The following is an 18404-nucleotide window of genomic DNA, read 5'->3' as shown; positions in this document are numbered from 1 at the left end:
ATTACAGCAGACCGGCTTCGGTCATTAACTCTGTGACTTTTTGGCTGTTCAGGGAGGATGGTTCAACAGCAGGTGCATCTAACTGATCCAGCGGCACTAATTTTTCGTTGGAAGCAGCATGCTCGCCCACGGCATATTCAAATGCGGTGTTGGTACGCAGCATATCCTGACCGGTTTTGCCAGTGATCCACTTGATAAACGCCTGCGCCTGTTTCGGATGTTTGCTGGATGCCAGCACGCCACCGCCAGAAATGCTGACAAATGCGCCAGGATCCTGGTGTTTGAAGTAGTGAAGCTGGGTGTTTTTACTGTTTTCGCCAGTTTTGGACTGATCAACAAAGTAGTAATAGTGATAGATCACGCCGCCATCGATCTGCCCGGCGTTCACCGCTTTCATCACCGTGCTGTTGCCTTTGTACGGTGTAAAGTTGGTTTTCATGGCTTTCAGCCAGTCGAGTGTGGCTTTTTCCCCTTTCAGCGACAGCATAGCACTGACAATGGCCTGGAAATCCGCGCCTGACGGGGAAGCCGCCCAGCGGCCTTTCCATTCTGGTTTCGCCAGATCCATCAGCGATACCGGGAGCTGCGCATGGCTAATTTTGGACGGATTGTAGACAAACACCGTGCTACGTGCAGCGATGCCAATCCAGCGACCATGCGCAGGGCGGAAACGGGCAGGCACCTGTTTCAGCGTGTCGGCATCCAACGGTGCGAACAGCTTCGCATTATCCACCAACGTCATCGCCGGGGAGTTTTCCGTCAGAAACACATCCGCCGGAGAGACACTGCCCTCCTGCACCAACTGGTTACCCAGCTCAGTATCGCCGCCGTTGCGCAGCGTGACTTTGATACCGGTCTCTTTGGTGAACTCATCAACCCAGGTTTTGGTCAGGTTTTCATGTTGCGCGTTATAAACAACGATACCGTCATCGTTATCCGCCGCCAGTGCAGCGGGGGCGGCTAAAACCGAAGAGATGACCAGTGCAAGCGAACAGAAAGGCAAAAAGCGATTCTTCATCTTCATTCCTTTTTTCATTGGTTTAATAGCGAACGTCTACAGACGAGGCTGGAGTGTAATCGTAGCGGAAATGAAATGAGAATCAAAACTATTATCACCAGAAAAGTTTAAAATTTAATATGAATAAAAGAGAAAAATAAGAAAGCGTCCGGTTAGCCGTTGCAAGATACTGTAAATATTAAGATAACCTTAAGATAATAAAAATATTTCAACTGTTATTAATAGCCACTATCTGCCACCCTGTTCTTTCCTTTTTGAGGATAACAAATTAACATCATACAGAGTGAGCTTAATATCAGACATCGCGAAGCAGCCTGCACAGGTAAGTAAAATAATTATGAAAAATAAAAAGATAGATACATTAGCAAAAGTGGCTATGCGCAACAGGGGCTTGTCGGTTAAAGAAAAACGCGTGCGTTATCAGGGGAAAATATTCACCTTTAAATACGTATCAGGACATTATGAGGTTTTTTTAGAAGACCAGCAGGTTGACTCCATCGCCACAGATAGTATCAACGACGCAATTGCTGAATATAAAGAGAAGCATAACAAAACGAAGCGTTAGGACCTGTGTCAATCGTTCCCCCCTCCTGAAGAAAAATACACGTACACCTGCTCCCCATCCGGATGAAACGAGGTGACGACATCTCTCTTCATGTACGCATGACATACCTTTGGTTTGCATACCCGGTGTTGCGGACTCTTTCTCCACTGTGGAAATGGCAGACAGATTTTATGGCCAACGCCAGATAACCTGGCAAAAGATAGCCGATATCCTCAGCTCACGAACCGCTGAAAATTCACCCTATCATTAACGTACTTAAGCCAAACAGATATCAGAATGGCGACGTTATTCGCAACAACAATATAAGATATATTTTCTCGCAAGCAGATGAAAGAACGGCAGATAATCAACTGATTGCGTTACATGCAAAAAAGAAAATACCCACTTAAAAATAACGGATATTAGAACAACTATTTATTGCATATCCGTCAGTTCTGACTCGCCGGGCATCGCATTTGGCAATGTCTCGACTTTAGGTTTACTTTCCAATTGTTGCTGAGCGACCTGGCTATTTTTTTTCGCCATCTCCGCCTGCTCTAAATCCTGCTGTGTGACTTTTTTACCGGAAAACGCATCGATCATTTCCGTTCGGCCATCAGGATATTTCACGATCGTAACCAGTCGCCCGCCATATTGCGGAATACCGGACATCGCCAGCGAATAATCAATCTGATGATTTTCCACTTTTTTCTTTTCCTGAGCCTCTTGCTCAGCCTGAACTTCTTTTAAAGATTTGTGGTTTTCTGCACGAGAGGAGAGCGTCACTTTGGTGCTGTCATCCTGATACGACTGTTTGCCAGCGCCATGTTCAGTACTGGTGCCGATACTGATGCCGGTGCTATTCGCCGTTTCAATCTTATGCGTGATAGTCTCTTTTGTGCTGGCAAGGTGCGCGCTTGCCTGAATCGCCTGAATCTCCTGCATCATTATCTCCGCTACTCGTTAACCAGATAATTTGCGACGAATGACTCATCCTGGTGAGTCGAGAAAGATCCTCATAACGATTATCGACAGGCAGTTAAAACATATTAATAACAAATAATGCTGACAAAAGATGATTGACATAAGAAATTAAAATAAGCAACCCATCATTATATATTATATTAATTTCAGTTAAATCAGATGCAGCATGAAAAATATCATTTAAGTCAGATTAATTAATTTATCGCGGTGCAAAGAGCGACGTTAATGGCTGATTGTTACAGATGATCAGGGCATGATGTTCACGACGGCGGGTACATTTTCACACGGTTACGGCCCTGCTTTTTGGCCTCGTACAGCGCCTCGTCGGCCCGGTTAATCGCCAGATGGATGTTTTCGCCCAGCCCGCATCGAAAGGCACTGATACCCACACTGGTGGTAAAGCTCAGTGGCGCGGCACCCGGCACTTTAACCGGCGTCAGCGCAACCCAGGCACGCAGCCGCTCGCCGAGTAACAGGGCATCGGGTGGGCTGAGGTCCAGCGCAGCGATAATAAACTCTTCACCTCCCCAGCGGCAGATCAGGTCATTTTGCCGCATCTGCTTTTTCAACAGGGCAACAAAATGACGAATAACATCATCGCCCGTCGAGTGGCCGTAAATGTCATTGATCTTTTTAAAGTTATCGATATCAAGAAACAGGATGGCCACTTCCCGGTGGGCCAGCCCTTCTCGCTCTGTGCAAAGCCGGGAAAGCTGCGCCAGAAAAGCGCGGCGATTCAATGCGCCGGACAACACATCGCGACTGCTGCCCGATTCAATGCGTTTAAGCAGAATTTTATTGGCAGAGACCACCCGTGAAACCATTAATATAGCCATGATCAATATTGAGAGATTGAGGCGAAACGCATTGAGCATGGCATCAAGATCCGCCTGGGTGACGCCCGTGCCAGGCTCGAGCAACCTGACAGCATAGAGATAATTCAACGCCACGCCGGTAAGCATGCAGAGTACAACGGTCGTTTTAAAGGAGTAACGCAAAGCGAACCAGGCGAGTGGAAAGAGGATCAACGCCACCATCTCAGTGCCGGAAAAAAGGACACATAGCAGCACAAACACTAAAAAAACGATCACCAATACCTGCTGGCGTAGCTGTTGCCAACCACGGTGTAATTGCCGCCGCACGGTGCGGAAAATGGCCTTGAACCGAATAAAAAAACAAACAAAGATGATACCTGTGCTGAGTTGTTCGCTGAACCAGCCGCGCATGAGTTGGTAGATATCAGCGCTGTTTGTCGCCCATAGCCAAAGGCCGAACACCGCCGCCGAGCAGAACGCGCCAGCCACCACCGGAATAGTCATCACCAGAACGGCATTGCCGGTGAACGTGCTTCGCTGTAGAAAACGGCTGTGGAAACAGTAAATAAAGCACAACCAGGCAGGCAGATAAAAGCCGATATTGAACGCGCAGTAGATAACCTTCTGCTCAATACCCGACCCGTCTTCAAAACTGAGAGCCGCCACCAGCATCGCGCTATAACTGATAACGGTCAGCAATGCATTGTGCAACAGTTGTCGCCCCACATGGCGACGACGTAAACGGAAGTGAATAAACAGGCTGAAGGCCAGTACGTTAGCAGGCCAGAATAGAGAAACATTGTTGCCAGGGCGAAAGTTTAACCCCCAGTCACTTACGAGATATACCGCGAAAAAGAGCACACACAGTCTGACGAGGTAACGACACATAATCTCCGCCCTCTTTAGTTCCTTTTCACCATCGCCTGTTACCGTTAGTAAACCGAATACCTCATTTATTTCAATAAGAAAGCACTGTAAGAGAGGTTAACCGCATCCAGCACAAAGCGTACTCCCCGCGTCTATCGCATCCTGCTATTCTCAGAGACGATAAAAACGTCACATACCAGGAGTGATAATGAGCCAACAACCTTTACACGCCGATCCGCTTAGCTGGGGCCACGGTCCACGCACGTTCGAGGTGTTCCTTGAACCGACCTGCCCTTTCTCCGTCCGCGCATTTAACAAGCTGGACGCCTTGCTCAACGAAGTGGGCGAAGAGAAGGTCACCATCAAAATCCGCCTGCAATCGCAACCGTGGCATATGTTCTCTGGCGTGATTGTGCGCTGCATCCTTGCTGCCTCCACACTGCCGGAAGGCAAAGCCGCTGCGCGAAGCGTACTGAAAGCAGTAGCGGACCATCGAGAAGAGTTCGAATTCACGGACCACTGTAGCGGCCCGAATATGGATACCACGCCACAGCAAATTATTGAACGTATTGAGAAGTATAGCGGAGTGAAACTGGCGGCGGCATTTGCCAGGCCGGAATTGCAAACCGAAATCAAATGGCATAGCAAATATGCGCGGCAGAACGGCATTCATGTCTCCCCGACCTTTATGGTTAACGGGCTGGTACAGGCCGATCTCGGCAGCGGCGATGACATCGGCGTCTGGGCGCAGCGTATCCTCGCCTGAGACGCTGCTACACTGATGAGCAACCCATTCCAATAACGCTTCAACAGATCAACCAAAAGGCAGACCAATATGTCAGACAACTATCAGCCACCTAAAGTCTGGACGTGGGATAAATCCGGCGGCGGTGCATTTGCCAATATTAACCGTCCGATCTCCGGCCCGACGCATGAGAAAACCTTGCCGGTGGGCAAACATCCGTTGCAACTCTACTCGCTGGGTACGCCAAACGGCCAGAAAGTGACCATCATGCTGGAAGAGCTGTTGGAGAAAGGGGTTACTGCGGCTGAGTATGACGCCTGGTTAATTCGCATTGGCGAGGGCGATCAGTTCTCCAGCGGTTTTGTTGAGGTGAATCCGAACTCGAAGATCCCGGCGCTGCGCGATCACTCCACCACGCCGCCAACCCGCGTATTTGAATCCGGGGCAATCTTGCTGTATCTGGCAGAAAAGTTTGGCCATTTTCTGCCCAACGATCCGGCCGGGCGCACCGAAACCCTGAACTGGCTGTTCTGGTTACAGGGCTCTGCGCCGTTCCTCGGTGGTGGTTTCGGCCACTTCTATAACTATGCGCCGGTGAAAATCGAGTACGCTATTAATCGCTTTACCATGGAAGCCAAACGCCAACTGGATGTACTGGATAAGCAACTGGCTAACCATCCGTTTGTCGCCGGTGATGAGTATACCATTGCCGATATGGCGATTTGGCCGTGGTATGGCAATGTGGTGCTGGGTAATGTCTACAACGCCGCAGAGTTTCTCGATGCAGGCATCTACACTCATGTACAACGCTGGGCGAAAGCGATCCTTGCGCGCCCGGCGGTACAACGCGGACGGATCGTTAACCGTACGTTCGGCGAGCCGCATGAACAGTTGCATGAGCGCCATGACGCCAGCGACTTCGATACCAACACAGAAGATAAGCGTCAGGCATAATCTTCTGCACCGGGCGGTCGTCCGCCCGGTTTATTCCCGCTCTCCATTACCTTCCACTGTTTTTTTCACATCATATTTACACGACCAGAATAACTGGTAAGAATGCGCTTTATTTACCTGTAGCCGGCCCCCATGTCCGACATCGCGCTCAAACAGCAGATCCAGAATCTGAAAAAGCATAACGCCCGGCTGGTGCGGATAGCGCGTGATGCGCGCAATAAACTCAGCGCTGCGCTGGACGGTACCGGGCTGTGCCTGTGGCAGCTTGATGTTCCCAGTGGCAAGCTGATCATCTACAACCGCCGTTGGGGTTCGATGCTTGGGTATCAACCCAAAGAGTTGAGCGCCCATTTTGATGTCTGGCGTGAGCATCTACATGAAGATGACCGCCAGCGCGTGCTGGACGCGTTTTACGATCATTTGCACGGCAAGACCCCGTTTTATGAAGCCCTGCACCGCATGCAGCATAAAAACGGCACCGTCACCTGGGTGCTCGACAGAGGCCGCGTAACGGAGTGGGATGCCAACGGTTCACCGCTAAAAGTGACCGGTACGCATATCGACATGACCAAAGAGAAGCAGTATGAGGAGCAACTCTCGGCGCTGGCGAACCACGATCCGCTCACCGGGCTGGCAAATCGTCACGCGCTGTTGCAACACTTTGATGAGTTGAAGCTTAGCGGGCCAGTGTGCGTAGCCTTTATCGATCTTGATGATTTTAAAGCGGTTAACGACACCTTCGGTCACCGTAGCGGCGACGAACTGCTGATCCAGCTGAGCCAGCGTCTGCGCAATGCCTGCCCGGAAGGAACGATTGTCGGCCGTCTCGGCGGCGATGAGTTTGTTCTGTTGTTACCGTTTCCGCTTACCAGCCTGCTGATTAACAGCACCGCGCATACTTGCCTGCGCGCGGCGCTGACGCCCTTTGAACTGGATAACGGAGAGGCGTCGGTTGGGGCATCAATTGGCATTGATGAAGCGCAGGATGACGACGATTTCATCAACGCGCTGAAACGCGCCGATCGGGCGATGTATCACATCAAGCATACCGGGAAAAACGGTGCGGCTCTCGGCCAGACACTGATTTCCCTTTCCGCTTGCGCCGGAGCATAGTTGATGAAAACCGCTCGCCAGCAGACGATTGTGCAACTCCTCACCCGCTATGACACCCTCACGACTGCGGCGCTGGCTACCCAATTGAACGTGAGCATCGAAACCATCCGCCGGGATCTGAATGCGCTGCAAACCCAGGGGAAAATAGTGCGTCGCCATGGTCGCGCACGGATGCTGCATTCACCGCAGCAGGAAAGCAGCGAGCCGTTTCGCAGCAGGCTGAAAAGCCATTATGCGGATAAAGCCGATATTGCCCGCCATGCGCTGAACTGGATCGATACGGGGATGACGCTGGCGCTGGATGCCAGCTCCACCTGTTTTCATCTTGCGCGGCAGTTGCCGGATATCGACCTTACCGTCTTTACTAACAGCGTGCCGGTATGCCAGGAGATCGTCCGACGGCAAAACATCACGCTGGTCTGTTCAGGTGGGAAACTGGATCGCGCCGAGCGTTGTTATGTCAATCCGGCGCTGCCGGGCCTGTTGAAATCGCTGGAGATCGATCTGTTTATCTTCTCCTGCGAGGGGGTGGATGCGGCGGGCGAGATGTGGGACTCCACCCGCCATAACGCCGCATTTAAAGCGCAGTTGTTACGCCGGGCGCAGCAATCGCTGCTACTGATCGATAAGAGCAAATTTTACCGCGCCAGCGAAGTAAAAATCGGCAACCTGTCACTGGTGACGCAAATGATCACCGATGTAAAAACCGACACGCCTCATCGCTGAGGGGCAAAATCCGCCAGCTCCATATTGCGCAACGCCGCAAGCGTCTCTTGCGCTTCATTTTCATCAATCAGGCTCATGGCAAACCCCACATGTACCAGTACCCACTGCCCGAGCAGCGCACGCGGATCATCTTCGCACACCAGGGCGATATTGACCTCGCGCCGCACGCCGCAGACGTCCACCTGCGCCAGTTGATGAAAATCGTCGCCCACGGCCACGACCTGGCCCGGTACGCCTATACACATCTTACTTACTCCACTTCAATACTTTTGATCTGTACGCCCTCGCTGTGCTCAATATGCAGCGTTGGGCAGTGACAGAGAGGGCACTCATCATGGCGGGTAATTTCCACCGACTGGCTGCAATTCCAGCACCATGCCTGCGCGGGTTTATGGAGGATATGCAACGCGCACCCTTCAGCAAGGGTATCGCGGCAGGCGATATCAAAGCCGAAACGCAGCGCACTCTCCTCCACACAGGCCAGCGCGCCCACTTCCAGCCACACACCGGTCACCTTGCTGGCGCCGTTTTGCCTGGCCTGCTGTTCGATGATCTCCACCGCGTTCTGGCATAGCGATAACTCATGCATGCCGGGCGTCCTTCAGCCGGGTGAGCAACGCTCGGCGACTCACCGACTCGCTCACCGGCAGGGAGAGTGCCATTTTCAGGCAATCATGCGCCAGCGAGGCCCCCTGTTCCGCACGCAGTTCCCGCGCTAATGGTGACATTAACGAACAGCTCAGATACTGCGCAAGGGCGGGCATTTCGCCAACGGTAAAGGTCATTTCGCCATAGGGTAATCGCAGCCCAATACGCTCGCCAACATTGCGACGTACCCAACATTGCTGCGGACCGGGAAAAATCAGCAAACTCAGCATCCAGGGCGTTATCACACAACCTATCCACTGCCCCTCAAACAGCGTGAAGGGCGTCACCGAGACCGGCATGTGTGGATGCACAAAAGGTAAATCGTGCATCTCACCTGCGGCCACGGCAGCAAAAGCAGCCTGCACCTCGCTGTGCGGCGAGGCGTCAAAACCAGAGATTTCATTCTGCATGCTGAACCTCCCTGGGCGTCAGGACTACACCAGACTCCGCCAGCGCATCCAGCACCGCCTGTAATGCCGTATCGATACTTGCAGCAACGATCGGCGTCAAACCAATATGCGGCTCCAGTGAGGCCGGAATGACACCGACCAGCGTCAGCTTCGCCGGAAACTCGCCGGTAAAGCGCAGCGCGGACAGCACATCAGACAATCCCAGTTGGTGCGGGGAAATTTTATTGCTGAACAGCGTGGGCACTTCATCGTCGCGCAGGCAGATGACGCTGCCAGGCTCGCTTTTGCGCGTGACAATGGCGTCTGCAATGATCAGATGATCGCGGTTCGCCATCGCGCTCAGCAACTCCATGCCAGCGGTGCCACCATCCAGCACCTCGACCTGTTCCGGCAGGTGGAAACGCTGCTCCAGCGCTTCCACCACCCGTACGCCGATTGCCTCATCGGTGAGCAAAATATTGCCCACCCCCAACACTAAGATCGACATTACAGCACCTTCACCGACACCACATCGTTACCCTCTGCGTCCAGCACGTGTACGGCGCAGGACATACAAGGGTCGAAAGAGTGAATGGTGCGCACCACTTCCAGCGGTTTTTGCGGATCGGCAATCGGCGTGCCTACCAGCGACTGCTCGTAGGGACCGGCTTCGTCATTCACGTTGCGCGGTCCGGCGTTCCACGTCGATGGCACGACAGCCTGGTAGTTGCTGATAGTCCCGTCTTTGATCACGATCCAGTGCGAGAGCATGCCACGCGGCGCTTCGAGGAAGCCTACACCTTTAAACTCGCCGCTGGCGGGAATATCCGGCTTCACAAAGGTGGTCATGTCGCCTTTGCCGATGTTGTCGACCAGCGCCTGATACTGCTGGCTGGCAACCTGATGCAGCTCGCAGGCATGCACGGTACGACCAATAATGCGGCCCAACGTAGAGTGCAGTTGCTCTATTCCCAACGTTTTGCCAGTGAGTTTGTGGTAGATCGCCACAATTTCATTGAGTTTGGTGGTCGTGGATTCGCGCTTCGCCGCCAGTTTACAGAGCATATTGGCCAGCGGCCCCACTTCCACGGTTTTGCCGTAGAAAGTCGGTGACTTCACCCACGAATATTTCCCGTCTTCCTGCCAGCCGGTGTAATTCGGCACCGTCGTCCCTTGCCATGGCTCTTGCGGCGCTTCGTCTTTATACCAGGCGTGTTTCGCGCCCTCCTGAATGCCTTTCACCATAAACGGATCGTTGTATGCGGTGATGGCCCGATAGGTGCTGAGATCGGCGTTTTCGATGTAACCGCCAGGGAACAGGAAACTGCCGTTTTCACCGTCGGTCGGAAACTCCGGCGTACTCAGGTAATTGACGCTGCCTTTACCACGCTCCAGCCACTCCGGATAGAACGCCGCAATCACGGCGGTATCGACCTTATAAACCTGTTCGATAAAGGCCTGCAGCTTGTCGATGAACGACTTGAGGTACATCAGCCGTTCCAGATTCAACACTTCGATGCCGTCAAGATTGATCGGGTTGGCAACACCGCCCACCGCCATGTTTTGAATATGCGGCGATTTCCCGCCAAGCAAGGCGACGATGCGGTTGGCATCACGCTGACACTCCAGCGCCTGTAAATAGTGCGCGACGGCAATCAGGTTCACTTCCGGCGGCAGCTTCATGGCCGGATGTCCCCAGTAGCCATTGGCGAAAATCCCCAACTGACCGCTGGCAACCAACGCTTTGATTTTGTCCTGCACCTCTTTAAACGTGTTTTCGCTGTTCAGCGGCCAGTCAGAGAGCCCTTTCAGCAGGTTCGCCGCTTTTGCCGGGTCAGCATTGAGCGCAGACGTGATATCAACCCAGTCCAGCGCCGAGAGTTGGTAGAAGTGCACGATATGATCGTGGATAGTATGCGCGGCCAGAATAATGTTGCGAATATACTGGGCGTTGACCGGAACGTTCATATCCAGTGCGCTTTCCACGGCACGGACAGAGGCAATAGCGTGAATCGTCGTACAGACGCCGCAGATGCGCTGCATAATGATCCATGCATCCCGCGGGTCGCGGTTCTTCACTATCTCTTCCATACCGCGCCACATCGTGCCTGATGCCCAGGCTTTGGATACAACACCGTTTTCAATTTCGCAGTCAATGCGTAAATGACCCTCAATACGGGTCACCGGATCGATGGTAATTCGTTGACTCATGCTTTACTCGCCTCATGACGTTCTTGTCGTTGTAACGGAGGAATAATCGGCAACAGACGTATGAGTAAGATGTACGCACAGACTTCAATTGCCACAAAACCGATAGAAATCAATATCTCTTCCCAGGCCGGGAAGTAGTGATAGCCATTGCCGGGATTAAACGCTAACAGCGAATAGGAGAGTCGCCACAGAGCGCATCCCAACAGCATGCTTAACGCGCCGATAAACAGAACACGGGAATCAGTACGCAGACGCGCCGAGCGCAGCACCAACAGCGGGAACATCAGCAGTGCGATTTCCAGCCAGAACATCAGGCTGTAAAAATCCCCAGCAAAGGCGTAGCTCCACTTGTCGCGCCAGGTGATTTCCCCTACGCGCAGCAGCAAAAACAGCGCCAGGAGAACGCTTAACGTCCCGGTTAACTTCGTAAAGAGCCGCTTTTCATCCGGCCCGTTACCGCGCAGACTGGCCTGCAACAGCGAACCTTCAAAGATGACGATCGAAAAGCCCATGATAAACGCGGTCAACAAGGAGAAGACCGGCAGCATTTCGTAGCTTTGCCACAGCGGATAGACCTTGTACCCGGCCGCGATCATCAAAGAGCCCATCGAAGACTGGTGCATGGTGGGCAGCAGCGCGCCAAGAGCGATAATAAAAAACATCACCTTATTCAGCCGCCGCAGCGACACTTTCCAGCCCAACCGCTCCAGCAGCGCGGGCGCGAACTCCAGCGCCATCACACCGATGTAAATCGTCATACAGACGGCAGTTTCAAACAGGACCGAGTTCACGTTGAAGTGCCCCGGGATGTAAAAATAGGGCAGATTCCAGTAACGCCCGACGTCAATGGTGATGGACAAACCGCCCAGCGAATAACCAAACAGACTGGCCAGTAATGCCGGGCGCACCAGTGGATGGTAGTCGCCACGGTTAAAGGCATATACCGCCCAGGCGAGCGCCCAGCCGCCGCAAGCGAAACCGGTGCCGATCAGCAAATCGAAAGCGATCCAGATCCCCCACGGATAACCACCGTTAAGATCCGAAACCGATCCCAGGCCGAAGATCAGACGCTTGAGGATAAAGATCCCGCACAGCACGATCAGCGGGGCAAAAAGCAGTATTGGCTTGCTGAACAGCTTGCCGCCCAACGGTTGCGGATCATGACTCATGATCGTCGCCTCCTTCATGGTGCTCATTCTTCGTATGTCGACGTACCAACGCCGTCAGCCCCGCCAGCACAGCCAGCGGCAACATCATGCCTTTGTACACCGTATGCTGAACATGTTCCGAACGGGCACCGGTCGCCAGATCATCCAGCGCTGGTAACCCCAGCACCTCGTAAGGCACGCCGGTCAGCACCAGCACCTGTGTGCCGCCCCCCTCTTTTTCACCGTACAGATGTGGGTAGTAGCTGGCGACAGTGTGTTGATAGGTGTCGGCGGAGGTGAGCGTTTGCCGGGGGTAGTGATACTCAGTACCCGGTTTTAGCGAGAGGCGTTTTTTGGCTTCCGCCAGTAACTCTTCGCGCGTGCCGAAAATCACCGCACCGGCAGGACAGACTTCCACACAGCCAGGCAATCCGCCTTTATCCAGACGCTCAACGCCTTTCTGGTTACAGAGCTGGCATTTGTGCAGTTCACCGAACGGATTGTTGTAATCGTATTTCGGCACATCGAAGGGACAGGCGACCATGCAGTAGCGGCAACCGGTACAGACGCTGGCGTCATAATGGACGATGCCGGTTTTACTGTCCTTCTTCAGCGCCTGAACCGGGCAAACAGAGACACAGTTGGCATCCACACAGTGCATGCACTGCTTTTTGATATAGGCGTAGCCATCATCGAGGCGATCTTTGTTCACCCCGCTGCCGCTATGCCAGACCTGAATGATGTTATTGGTGTATGGCGAAAGTTTGTCGTTGTTGGACCAGGTTTGTTGACCCTGCGGATTACGTTGCGGGGTATTGATGTCCTGGCAACGGGTCACGCAAGCCTGACACCCCACACAGAGCGTGGAGTCGTAGAGCATGCCCAGCGCGCCGGGGATCGGCGGGCGGTTCTCTGCGGCGGCAAAACTCGTCGACGAGCCTGCCGCCAGCAACGCCCCGCCGGACGCCACTTTTAGAAAATTACGTCTGTTCACGGTTAGTCTCCCTGTGAGTCAGCGTCGTTTTTCTTTTGCTGACGCCCCAGCTCGCGCACCGTCATAACGCCTACGCCCGCCACCAGACCCACTACGCCGCCCAGCAGACCAACGGCCGTTGCCGAAACCGCGCCCCCCTCTTTCAGGTTGACATCGGGTTTCTCTGCCCGCGGCGTAGGGTTCTCGACATGCGCCAGTTGATGGATGCCTTTATGGAAGCCAATGCCTTCTTCATTACAACCATAACAGGGGTGACCGATCGCCACTGGCCAGACGCCGCCCACATCGCAAAATTGCAGCGTGGAGCAGTTACCGTAGGTTTCCGGCCCTTTACAGCCTAAGTGATAGAGGCACCAGCCTTCACGATGGCCCTGATCGCCAAACGCTTTCGCAAAGCGTCCGGCATCAAAGTGCGGACGGCGTTCGCAATGCTCGTGGATCAGCCGACCATAGGCAAAAGCAGGACGGTTTTTGGCATCCAGCGCAGGCGGTTTGCCAAAGGTAATGATGTGCGCCACCGTCGCGAGGAAGTTTTGCGGGTTCGGCGGACAGCCTGGAATGTTGATCACGGTTTTACCCGGCAACACCGATTGCAGGCTTACCGCACCGGTAGGATTGACGCCCGCCGCGGCCACACCGCCCCAGGCGGAGCAGGAGCCGATGGCGATGATCGCCGCCGCGTTTTCTGCCGCTTTACGGATATGTTCCACAATAGGCTCGCCAGCCACCATGCAGTAAATCCCGCCGTCTTTCATCGGGATTGAGCCGTCAACCACCAGCACATACTTCCCTTTATATTGCTCAAGCGCGCGGTGTTTGTTCTCCTCAGCCTGATGACCAAAGGCAGCAGAAAGCACTTCGTGGTATTCCAACGAAATAGTTTCCAGTACCAGGTTTTCAACAGTGGGGTGGGTAGAGCGAAGCAGCGATTCGGTACATCCGGTGCACTCCTGTGCGCCAATCCAGATAACCGGTGGACGTTGAGGATGACTGACGGCTTCCGCCATCTCAGCAGCAGCCTTGCCGCTTAATCCCATGGTGGCCGCTAACGCAGCACACAGCTTCATAAAATCACGACGGCTCACACCCTGTGATACAAAATGTTGATTCTCTCCTGCCATTTACTTGTTATCCCTTAGCCTGGACTAGGATTATTCTCCTCCCCTTTGGGAACAGAATGCTGCGATCGCCCCGACAATTAATCACATAAAAAACAAGGGTATTATGCAAAAAGTTGATGCGGTTCACAGTAGGCACAAAAGAAATAGGGGCTTGTGGGCACAAAACGACAAAAAAAAATGAAAGCCACCCTCGACAAAAGTGACCTTCACTAAAGAGAACTACATTGAGCAAAGCTTATTTTTAGGTTTCGAGGCGGTAACCCGCCATAAAAAATCGGATCACAGTGCTGGAGTGGCTCTCGCGAAAGAAGTCCATCACCATGTCCTTATCCAGCCCGTAACGACGCGTAAGAATGCCTGCTTCCCACGCGCTGAGTTGACGATCGCCGGTTTTTTCAAACATGCGATGCGAAAACCCGAGTACAAAACCACGCTTATAATCCGGGCAGAAATGCGCCACGTTACTGGCGCTATCCGCCTGTGACGCATTCAACCCGGCCATCAAACCCTTACCAAAATGGTTGTCCATCGCTACTCCCCTCAATCGCTATATAAAAAATTATATATCGATCTTTAATGGGGGCAATAGCGCTGATTAAAACGCCACCCACTCATCAGACGAAGCGGCTTCTTTTTTCGCTGCCCCGCGTGATAAATCCGGTTTTACCAGCTTCGGTGCAGCCGGTTTATGCTGCTCTTCGCTGGAGAGACGGAACTGCTGAACGGAACGCTGCAACTCTTCTGTCTGGCGTTCCAGCGCAGCAGCAGCAGCAGAAACTTCCTCAACCAGCGCGGCGTTCTGCTGGGTAACGTTATCCATTTGCGTAATCGCCACCCCCACCTGAGAAATGCCTTTACTCTGTTCAGAAGAGGCGGAGGCTATTTCTTTCATAATGGTGGTGACTTCAGTGACCGCGCGCAGAATACCTTCCATTGTGGTGCCCGTATCGTTAACCAGCTGTGCACCTTTTTCTACGCGGCTAACCGAGTCGGCAATCAGCGTTTCAATCTCTTTTGCTGCGCCCGCACTGCGGCTGGCAAGGTTGCGAACTTCCCCGGCAACCACTGCGAACCCGCGGCCTTGTTCACCTGCACGCGCCGCTTCAACGGCGGCGTTCAACGCCAGGATGTTGGTCTGGAACGCAATGCTGTTAATGACGTTGGTGATTTCAGCAATTTTCTTCGAACTGCCGGAGATCCCATCCATCGTGGTGATCACTTCTTTTACCAGTGAACCGCCTTTACTTGCCGTCACCGAGGCCGCCTGCGCCAGCTCGCTTGCATGGCTGGCGTTCTCTGCATTCAGTTTCACTGTTGAGGTCAGTTCTTCCATACTGGCGGCGGTTTCTTCAAGCGCGGCAGCCTGCTCTTCAGTACGGGAAGAGAGATCGTTATTACCGGATGAAATTTCTGTCGCACCGCGCCAGATATTCTCACTGCCGTGGCGGATGCTGCTTACCGCTTCACGCAGGCTGTCCTGCATCGCTAACAGCAGCGGTACCAGTTGCCCCACACAGTTACGGCCAAAATCTTCCAGCGGCTGGCTGAGATCGCCTTGCGCCATCAGACCGAAGTGCGACCGAATACGTGCCAGCGGTTTCACCATCATGGTGACCAGATAACGATCGGTGAACAGCAGGATCAGCAGACCAAATACCATCGCCGCAATTAGCGCATTACGCGTGCTGCTGGTTTGCCCGTCAACCAGGATCCGGGTCTGATCCAGCATCGCGCTGGCGGTTTTATTAAAACTTTCAGTGGCCGCGCCAAAGGTACGGCTCAGCACCGGGGTCACTTCGTTGGCCTGTTTACGGTAAGCCTCCGGCGTGCCTTGCTGCGCCAGTTGCATCTGCGGCGTGATCCCCTGGTCGAGCAATGCCTGCCAACCGGCAATCACTTGTTCGGAGACTTTCGGATCCATCGGACCCGGAGATATCGCTTTAAAGTCCGCCAGTCGACGCCCCATGTTATCCAGCGCCTGTTGGACCGGCGCCATATCCGGTGAGCCACCCGCAGCTTTGGCTTCCATAACGCGACTGAGACGAGTAACAAACCGAAAATATTGATCGTTACCCTGACTGAGCAGAGTCATCTGTGACACTAACTGGCGATCAACATCATTGCCATCGGCCACTTTTGACAACGAAAAAACGCTATACAACCCGACGCCAGACCACAGCAGACCGAAGATCCCCAGGATCACCAGCATCACGGCTCGTATAGTAAAGTTACGAAGCATACCCATAATATTATCCTTGCGGTGAAAGTAGATTCTCGCCTGCGGGCGAAACTTAACTTCTTATCGGCAAGTTTTAGAAAAGTTGTATGGTTCGCTTAAAATTTTTTGTGCGTCATGGAATACCACTTATCACCTCAACTGGTAGATCCAGTATCCTCACAGAACGTTATTCTGCTAACTTTATGCCATATTTCCCTTCACCACCCAAAAGAGGGCAATGCAAAAACACACATCATAACCGACTAATTTATAATGATTTTTTTATTTATAATTTTTATGAAAAAAATTGAAAATACTTTTCACCAGAAAATGATAATTATTAACAACCTTTAGCAAAAGGCTAAAACAGCGGGCACATATAAGGATTACGTTATATCGATATTTTGATAAAAAGAGACCGCGCGCCTTTTTCTTAAAACAATCAAAAAAACGCCTCAGGAAATATTAAAATATATAAACAAACGCTTCAGTAAAATATCCAAACAGGGTGTTAAGTGTACTTTAAACGTAAGTTAAGAATTATTAAAACATACTCACGCCCAGCTTGGGGACAGACATCTTTATGTGCAATCTGGAACAACCTGAAACAACAAAACCCAGGTGCCATGCGACCTGGTCGAGAGATTACGAACTCAACGCTCACCATGTCCGCTCTCTCGCCGTGAGCGTATATGCGCCGTATTGCTTATTTTTTCATACATTCACAAATATTATGAATCGCACCTCATTGTTTATGAGGAGGTTATTTTTCAACCGTTTCTCTCAGCCGTTTTGCCAGACAATATCTGGTTACCTAACGTAAATTAAAACAGCTATTGCCCCTCGGTGAGGCGATTTTAATATAGTGAATCGTCTGTTATTTGATCGATTCATGCACCTCGTTCAGCATAAAGATCGACAATACCGGTCTCCCTGCGGGAGATTCATCCCTGGCGCAGGTACTTTTCGAACCAACCGAGAGTGCGCTGCCAGGCCAGTTCCGCCGCAGCACGGTCATAGCGCGGCGTAGAGTCGTTGTGAAAACCGTGATTCACCCCCGCATAAATGTACGCCTCATAGACTTTGTGGTGTGCTTTCAATGCCTGCTCATAGGCAGGCCAGCCTTCGTTAATGTTTTTATCCAGTTCAGCGTAATGCAGCAGCAGGGGCGCGTTAATTTTCGCCACATCCGCGGCTGGCGGTTGACGACCATAGAACGGCGCGGCGCAATTCAGCTCCGGATAAGCCACTGCCGCTGCATTCGAAACGCCGCCGCCATAGCAAAAACCGGTGATCCCCACTTTTCCGCTGGCATCCGGGTGTTGGCGCATAAATTCGACAGCGGCAAAGAAATCATTCATTAGCTTTGTCGGATCGACCTTTTGTTGCAACTCACGCCCTTCATCATCATTGCCGGGATAGCCGCCTACGGAACTCAGACCGTCCGGCGCTAACGCCAGGTACCCCGCTTTTGCCACCCGACGCGCCACATCTTCAATGTAAGGGTTGAGACCACGGTTTTCATGCACCACCACCACCGCCGCTATTTTCCCGGTGGCTTTTGTTGGCCTGACAAGATATCCCCTCACTTCACCATGCCCGTTTGGCGACGGGTAGGTGATATATTCCGGGTGAATATCCGGATCGGTGAACACCACCTGCTCCGCCAGCGCGTAATTCGGCTTCAGCAGGTTAAACAGCGCCAGCGCCGTCATCCCTCCTACCGCGTACTTACCGGCCAGATGTAAAAATTCGCGCTTGTTGATTTTGCCGTGCGCGTAATAGTCGTAGTAGTCGAGTAATTCCTGAGGAAAGTCTTTCGCTGTTAAACGCGTCATCACATGTCTCCGCTCGTTTTTTCCTTCTAAGCAAAGCATAGCGGTCCGTTTTCTGCACAAAAAATGTTCAA

19 protein-coding genes are annotated in these 18404 nt (G+C 52.6%); 5 read left to right on the top strand and 14 right to left on the bottom strand.

Features of this window, described 5'->3' with window-relative positions; all coding sequences use genetic code 11:
* Position 1 precedes the first annotated feature (1 nt).
* Positions 2–1018: an iron ABC transporter substrate-binding protein gene (locus ABGA49_RS13015; RefSeq protein ID WP_088238398.1), complete on the bottom strand. Its 1017-nt coding sequence runs from the start codon at positions 1016–1018 to the stop codon at positions 2–4.
* 337 nt (positions 1019–1355) lie between these two features.
* On the opposite strand from ABGA49_RS13015, the gene ABGA49_RS13010 reads away from it, so the two are divergent.
* Positions 1356–1583: a hypothetical protein gene (locus tag ABGA49_RS13010; protein WP_061499753.1), complete on the top strand. Its 228-nt coding sequence runs from the start codon at positions 1356–1358 to the stop codon at positions 1581–1583.
* A gap of 414 nt (positions 1584–1997) precedes the next feature.
* On the opposite strand, the gene ABGA49_RS13005 is transcribed toward ABGA49_RS13010, so the two are convergent.
* Together ABGA49_RS13005 and ABGA49_RS13000 are read right to left on the bottom strand one after the other, a co-directional pair.
* Positions 1998–2510 carry a hypothetical protein gene (locus ABGA49_RS13005; RefSeq protein WP_245191449.1) on the bottom strand — a complete coding sequence of 171 codons (513 nt, stop codon included), beginning with the start codon at positions 2508–2510 and terminating at the stop codon, positions 1998–2000.
* Positions 2511–2806: 296 nt separating this feature from the next.
* Positions 2807–4249 carry a GGDEF domain-containing protein gene (locus tag ABGA49_RS13000; RefSeq protein WP_347665633.1) on the bottom strand — a complete coding sequence of 481 codons (1443 nt, stop codon included), beginning with the start codon at positions 4247–4249 and terminating at the stop codon, positions 2807–2809.
* 187 nt (positions 4250–4436) lie between these two features.
* Between ABGA49_RS13000 and ABGA49_RS12995 the strand changes: the two genes are divergently transcribed.
* From ABGA49_RS12995 to fucR, 4 genes are all read left to right on the top strand, one after another.
* Positions 4437–4994 (top strand): thioredoxin domain-containing protein, encoded by a 558-nt coding sequence (locus ABGA49_RS12995; RefSeq protein ID WP_061493167.1) that lies wholly within the window; start codon positions 4437–4439, stop codon positions 4992–4994.
* A gap of 69 nt (positions 4995–5063) precedes the next feature.
* Complete coding sequence (gene yghU, locus ABGA49_RS12990) at positions 5064–5927, top strand: glutathione-dependent disulfide-bond oxidoreductase (protein WP_088238401.1); 864 nt, start codon at positions 5064–5066, stop codon at positions 5925–5927.
* A 132-nt stretch (positions 5928–6059) separates the two neighbouring features.
* Positions 6060–7040, top strand: a complete 981-nt coding sequence (locus ABGA49_RS12985; protein WP_061493165.1) for a sensor domain-containing diguanylate cyclase — start codon at positions 6060–6062, stop codon at positions 7038–7040.
* A 3-nt stretch (positions 7041–7043) separates the two neighbouring features.
* Complete coding sequence (gene fucR / locus ABGA49_RS12980; RefSeq protein ID WP_134318675.1) at positions 7044–7766, top strand: L-fucose operon activator; 723 nt, start codon at positions 7044–7046, stop codon at positions 7764–7766.
* Here the strand turns inward: fucR and hybG are convergent.
* From hybG to yghX, 11 genes are all read right to left on the bottom strand, one after another.
* Entirely contained in the window at positions 7757–8011 is a 255-nt protein-coding gene (hybG, locus tag ABGA49_RS12975) for a hydrogenase maturation factor HybG (RefSeq protein WP_061493163.1), read from the bottom strand. The genes fucR and hybG overlap by 10 nt on opposite strands.
* Before the next feature lie 5 nt (positions 8012–8016).
* Positions 8017–8355, bottom strand: a complete 339-nt coding sequence (gene hypA, locus ABGA49_RS12970; protein ID WP_061493162.1) for a hydrogenase maturation nickel metallochaperone HypA — start codon at positions 8353–8355, stop codon at positions 8017–8019.
* Positions 8348–8824, bottom strand: coding sequence for a hydrogenase-2 assembly chaperone (gene hybE, locus ABGA49_RS12965; protein ID WP_088238402.1), 477 nt, complete (start codon positions 8822–8824; stop codon positions 8348–8350). Before hybE ends, hypA begins: the two co-directional genes overlap by 8 nt.
* Positions 8814–9311: a HyaD/HybD family hydrogenase maturation endopeptidase gene (locus tag ABGA49_RS12960; protein ID WP_061493160.1), complete on the bottom strand. Its 498-nt coding sequence runs from the start codon at positions 9309–9311 to the stop codon at positions 8814–8816. The genes hybE and ABGA49_RS12960 overlap by 11 nt, the downstream gene beginning before the upstream one ends.
* A complete protein-coding gene (gene hybC, locus ABGA49_RS12955; RefSeq protein ID WP_061493159.1) occupies positions 9311–11014 on the bottom strand; it encodes a hydrogenase 2 large subunit in 1704 nt (567 codons plus the stop codon). Before hybC ends, ABGA49_RS12960 begins: the two co-directional genes overlap by 1 nt.
* A complete protein-coding gene (gene hybB / locus ABGA49_RS12950; protein WP_061493158.1) occupies positions 11011–12183 on the bottom strand; it encodes a Ni/Fe-hydrogenase cytochrome b subunit in 1173 nt (390 codons plus the stop codon). The genes hybC and hybB overlap by 4 nt, the downstream gene beginning before the upstream one ends.
* Positions 12173–13156, bottom strand: coding sequence for a hydrogenase 2 operon protein HybA (gene hybA, locus ABGA49_RS12945; protein WP_061493157.1), 984 nt, complete (start codon positions 13154–13156; stop codon positions 12173–12175). The genes hybB and hybA overlap by 11 nt, the downstream gene beginning before the upstream one ends.
* Before the next feature lie 2 nt (positions 13157–13158).
* A complete protein-coding gene (gene hybO, locus ABGA49_RS12940) occupies positions 13159–14277 on the bottom strand; it encodes a hydrogenase 2 small subunit (protein WP_061493156.1) in 1119 nt (372 codons plus the stop codon).
* Between the two features lie 241 nt (positions 14278–14518).
* Positions 14519–14806 (bottom strand): DUF2623 family protein, encoded by a 288-nt coding sequence (locus tag ABGA49_RS12935; RefSeq protein WP_088238404.1) that lies wholly within the window; start codon positions 14804–14806, stop codon positions 14519–14521.
* A gap of 66 nt (positions 14807–14872) precedes the next feature.
* Positions 14873–16522, bottom strand: a complete 1650-nt coding sequence (locus tag ABGA49_RS12930; protein WP_061493154.1) for a methyl-accepting chemotaxis protein — start codon at positions 16520–16522, stop codon at positions 14873–14875.
* A 917-nt stretch (positions 16523–17439) separates the two neighbouring features.
* The gene (gene yghX / locus ABGA49_RS12925; RefSeq protein ID WP_347665632.1) at positions 17440–18333 is read right to left on the bottom strand and encodes a YghX family hydrolase; all 894 of its coding nucleotides are present in this window, start codon (positions 18331–18333) and stop codon (positions 17440–17442) included.
* Positions 18334–18404: the final 71 nt, after the last annotated feature.

The organism is Kosakonia sp. WA-90 (assembly GCF_039871955.1).
Taxonomy (GTDB): Bacteria; Pseudomonadota; Gammaproteobacteria; order Enterobacterales; family Enterobacteriaceae; genus Kosakonia; species Kosakonia oryzendophytica.
This window is presented reverse-complemented; position numbering and strand designations above follow the sequence as displayed.

Bases quoted from the DNA above. Each gene is read 5' to 3' on its own strand.
- fucR (WP_134318675.1), top strand. From the start codon at position 7,044: ATGAAAACCGCTCGCCAGCAGACGATTGTGCAACTCCTCACCCGCTAT.
- ABGA49_RS13015 (WP_088238398.1), bottom strand. From the start codon at position 1,018: ATGAAGAATCGCTTTTTGCCTTTCTGTTCGCTTGCACTGGTCATCTCT.
- hybO (WP_061493156.1), bottom strand. From the start codon at position 14,277: ATGGCAGGAGAGAATCAACATTTTGTATCACAGGGTGTGAGCCGTCGT.
- ABGA49_RS13005 (WP_245191449.1), bottom strand. From the start codon at position 2,510: ATGATGCAGGAGATTCAGGCGATTCAGGCAAGCGCGCACCTTGCCAGC.
- ABGA49_RS12985 (WP_061493165.1), top strand. From the start codon at position 6,060: ATGTCCGACATCGCGCTCAAACAGCAGATCCAGAATCTGAAAAAGCAT.
- yghU (WP_088238401.1), top strand. From the start codon at position 5,064: ATGTCAGACAACTATCAGCCACCTAAAGTCTGGACGTGGGATAAATCC.
- hypA (WP_061493162.1), bottom strand. From the start codon at position 8,355: ATGCATGAGTTATCGCTATGCCAGAACGCGGTGGAGATCATCGAACAG.
- hybC (WP_061493159.1), bottom strand. From the start codon at position 11,014: ATGAGTCAACGAATTACCATCGATCCGGTGACCCGTATTGAGGGTCAT.
- hybE (WP_088238402.1), bottom strand. From the start codon at position 8,824: ATGCAGAATGAAATCTCTGGTTTTGACGCCTCGCCGCACAGCGAGGTG.
- ABGA49_RS12935 (WP_088238404.1), bottom strand. From the start codon at position 14,806: ATGGACAACCATTTTGGTAAGGGTTTGATGGCCGGGTTGAATGCGTCA.
- yghX (WP_347665632.1), bottom strand. From the start codon at position 18,333: ATGACGCGTTTAACAGCGAAAGACTTTCCTCAGGAATTACTCGACTAC.
- ABGA49_RS13000 (WP_347665633.1), bottom strand. From the start codon at position 4,249: ATGTGTCGTTACCTCGTCAGACTGTGTGTGCTCTTTTTCGCGGTATAT.
- hybB (WP_061493158.1), bottom strand. From the start codon at position 12,183: ATGAGTCATGATCCGCAACCGTTGGGCGGCAAGCTGTTCAGCAAGCCA.
- hybG (WP_061493163.1), bottom strand. From the start codon at position 8,011: ATGTGTATAGGCGTACCGGGCCAGGTCGTGGCCGTGGGCGACGATTTT.
- ABGA49_RS12995 (WP_061493167.1), top strand. From the start codon at position 4,437: ATGAGCCAACAACCTTTACACGCCGATCCGCTTAGCTGGGGCCACGGT.
- ABGA49_RS13010 (WP_061499753.1), top strand. From the start codon at position 1,356: ATGAAAAATAAAAAGATAGATACATTAGCAAAAGTGGCTATGCGCAAC.
- ABGA49_RS12930 (WP_061493154.1), bottom strand. From the start codon at position 16,522: ATGGGTATGCTTCGTAACTTTACTATACGAGCCGTGATGCTGGTGATC.
- ABGA49_RS12960 (WP_061493160.1), bottom strand. From the start codon at position 9,311: ATGTCGATCTTAGTGTTGGGGGTGGGCAATATTTTGCTCACCGATGAG.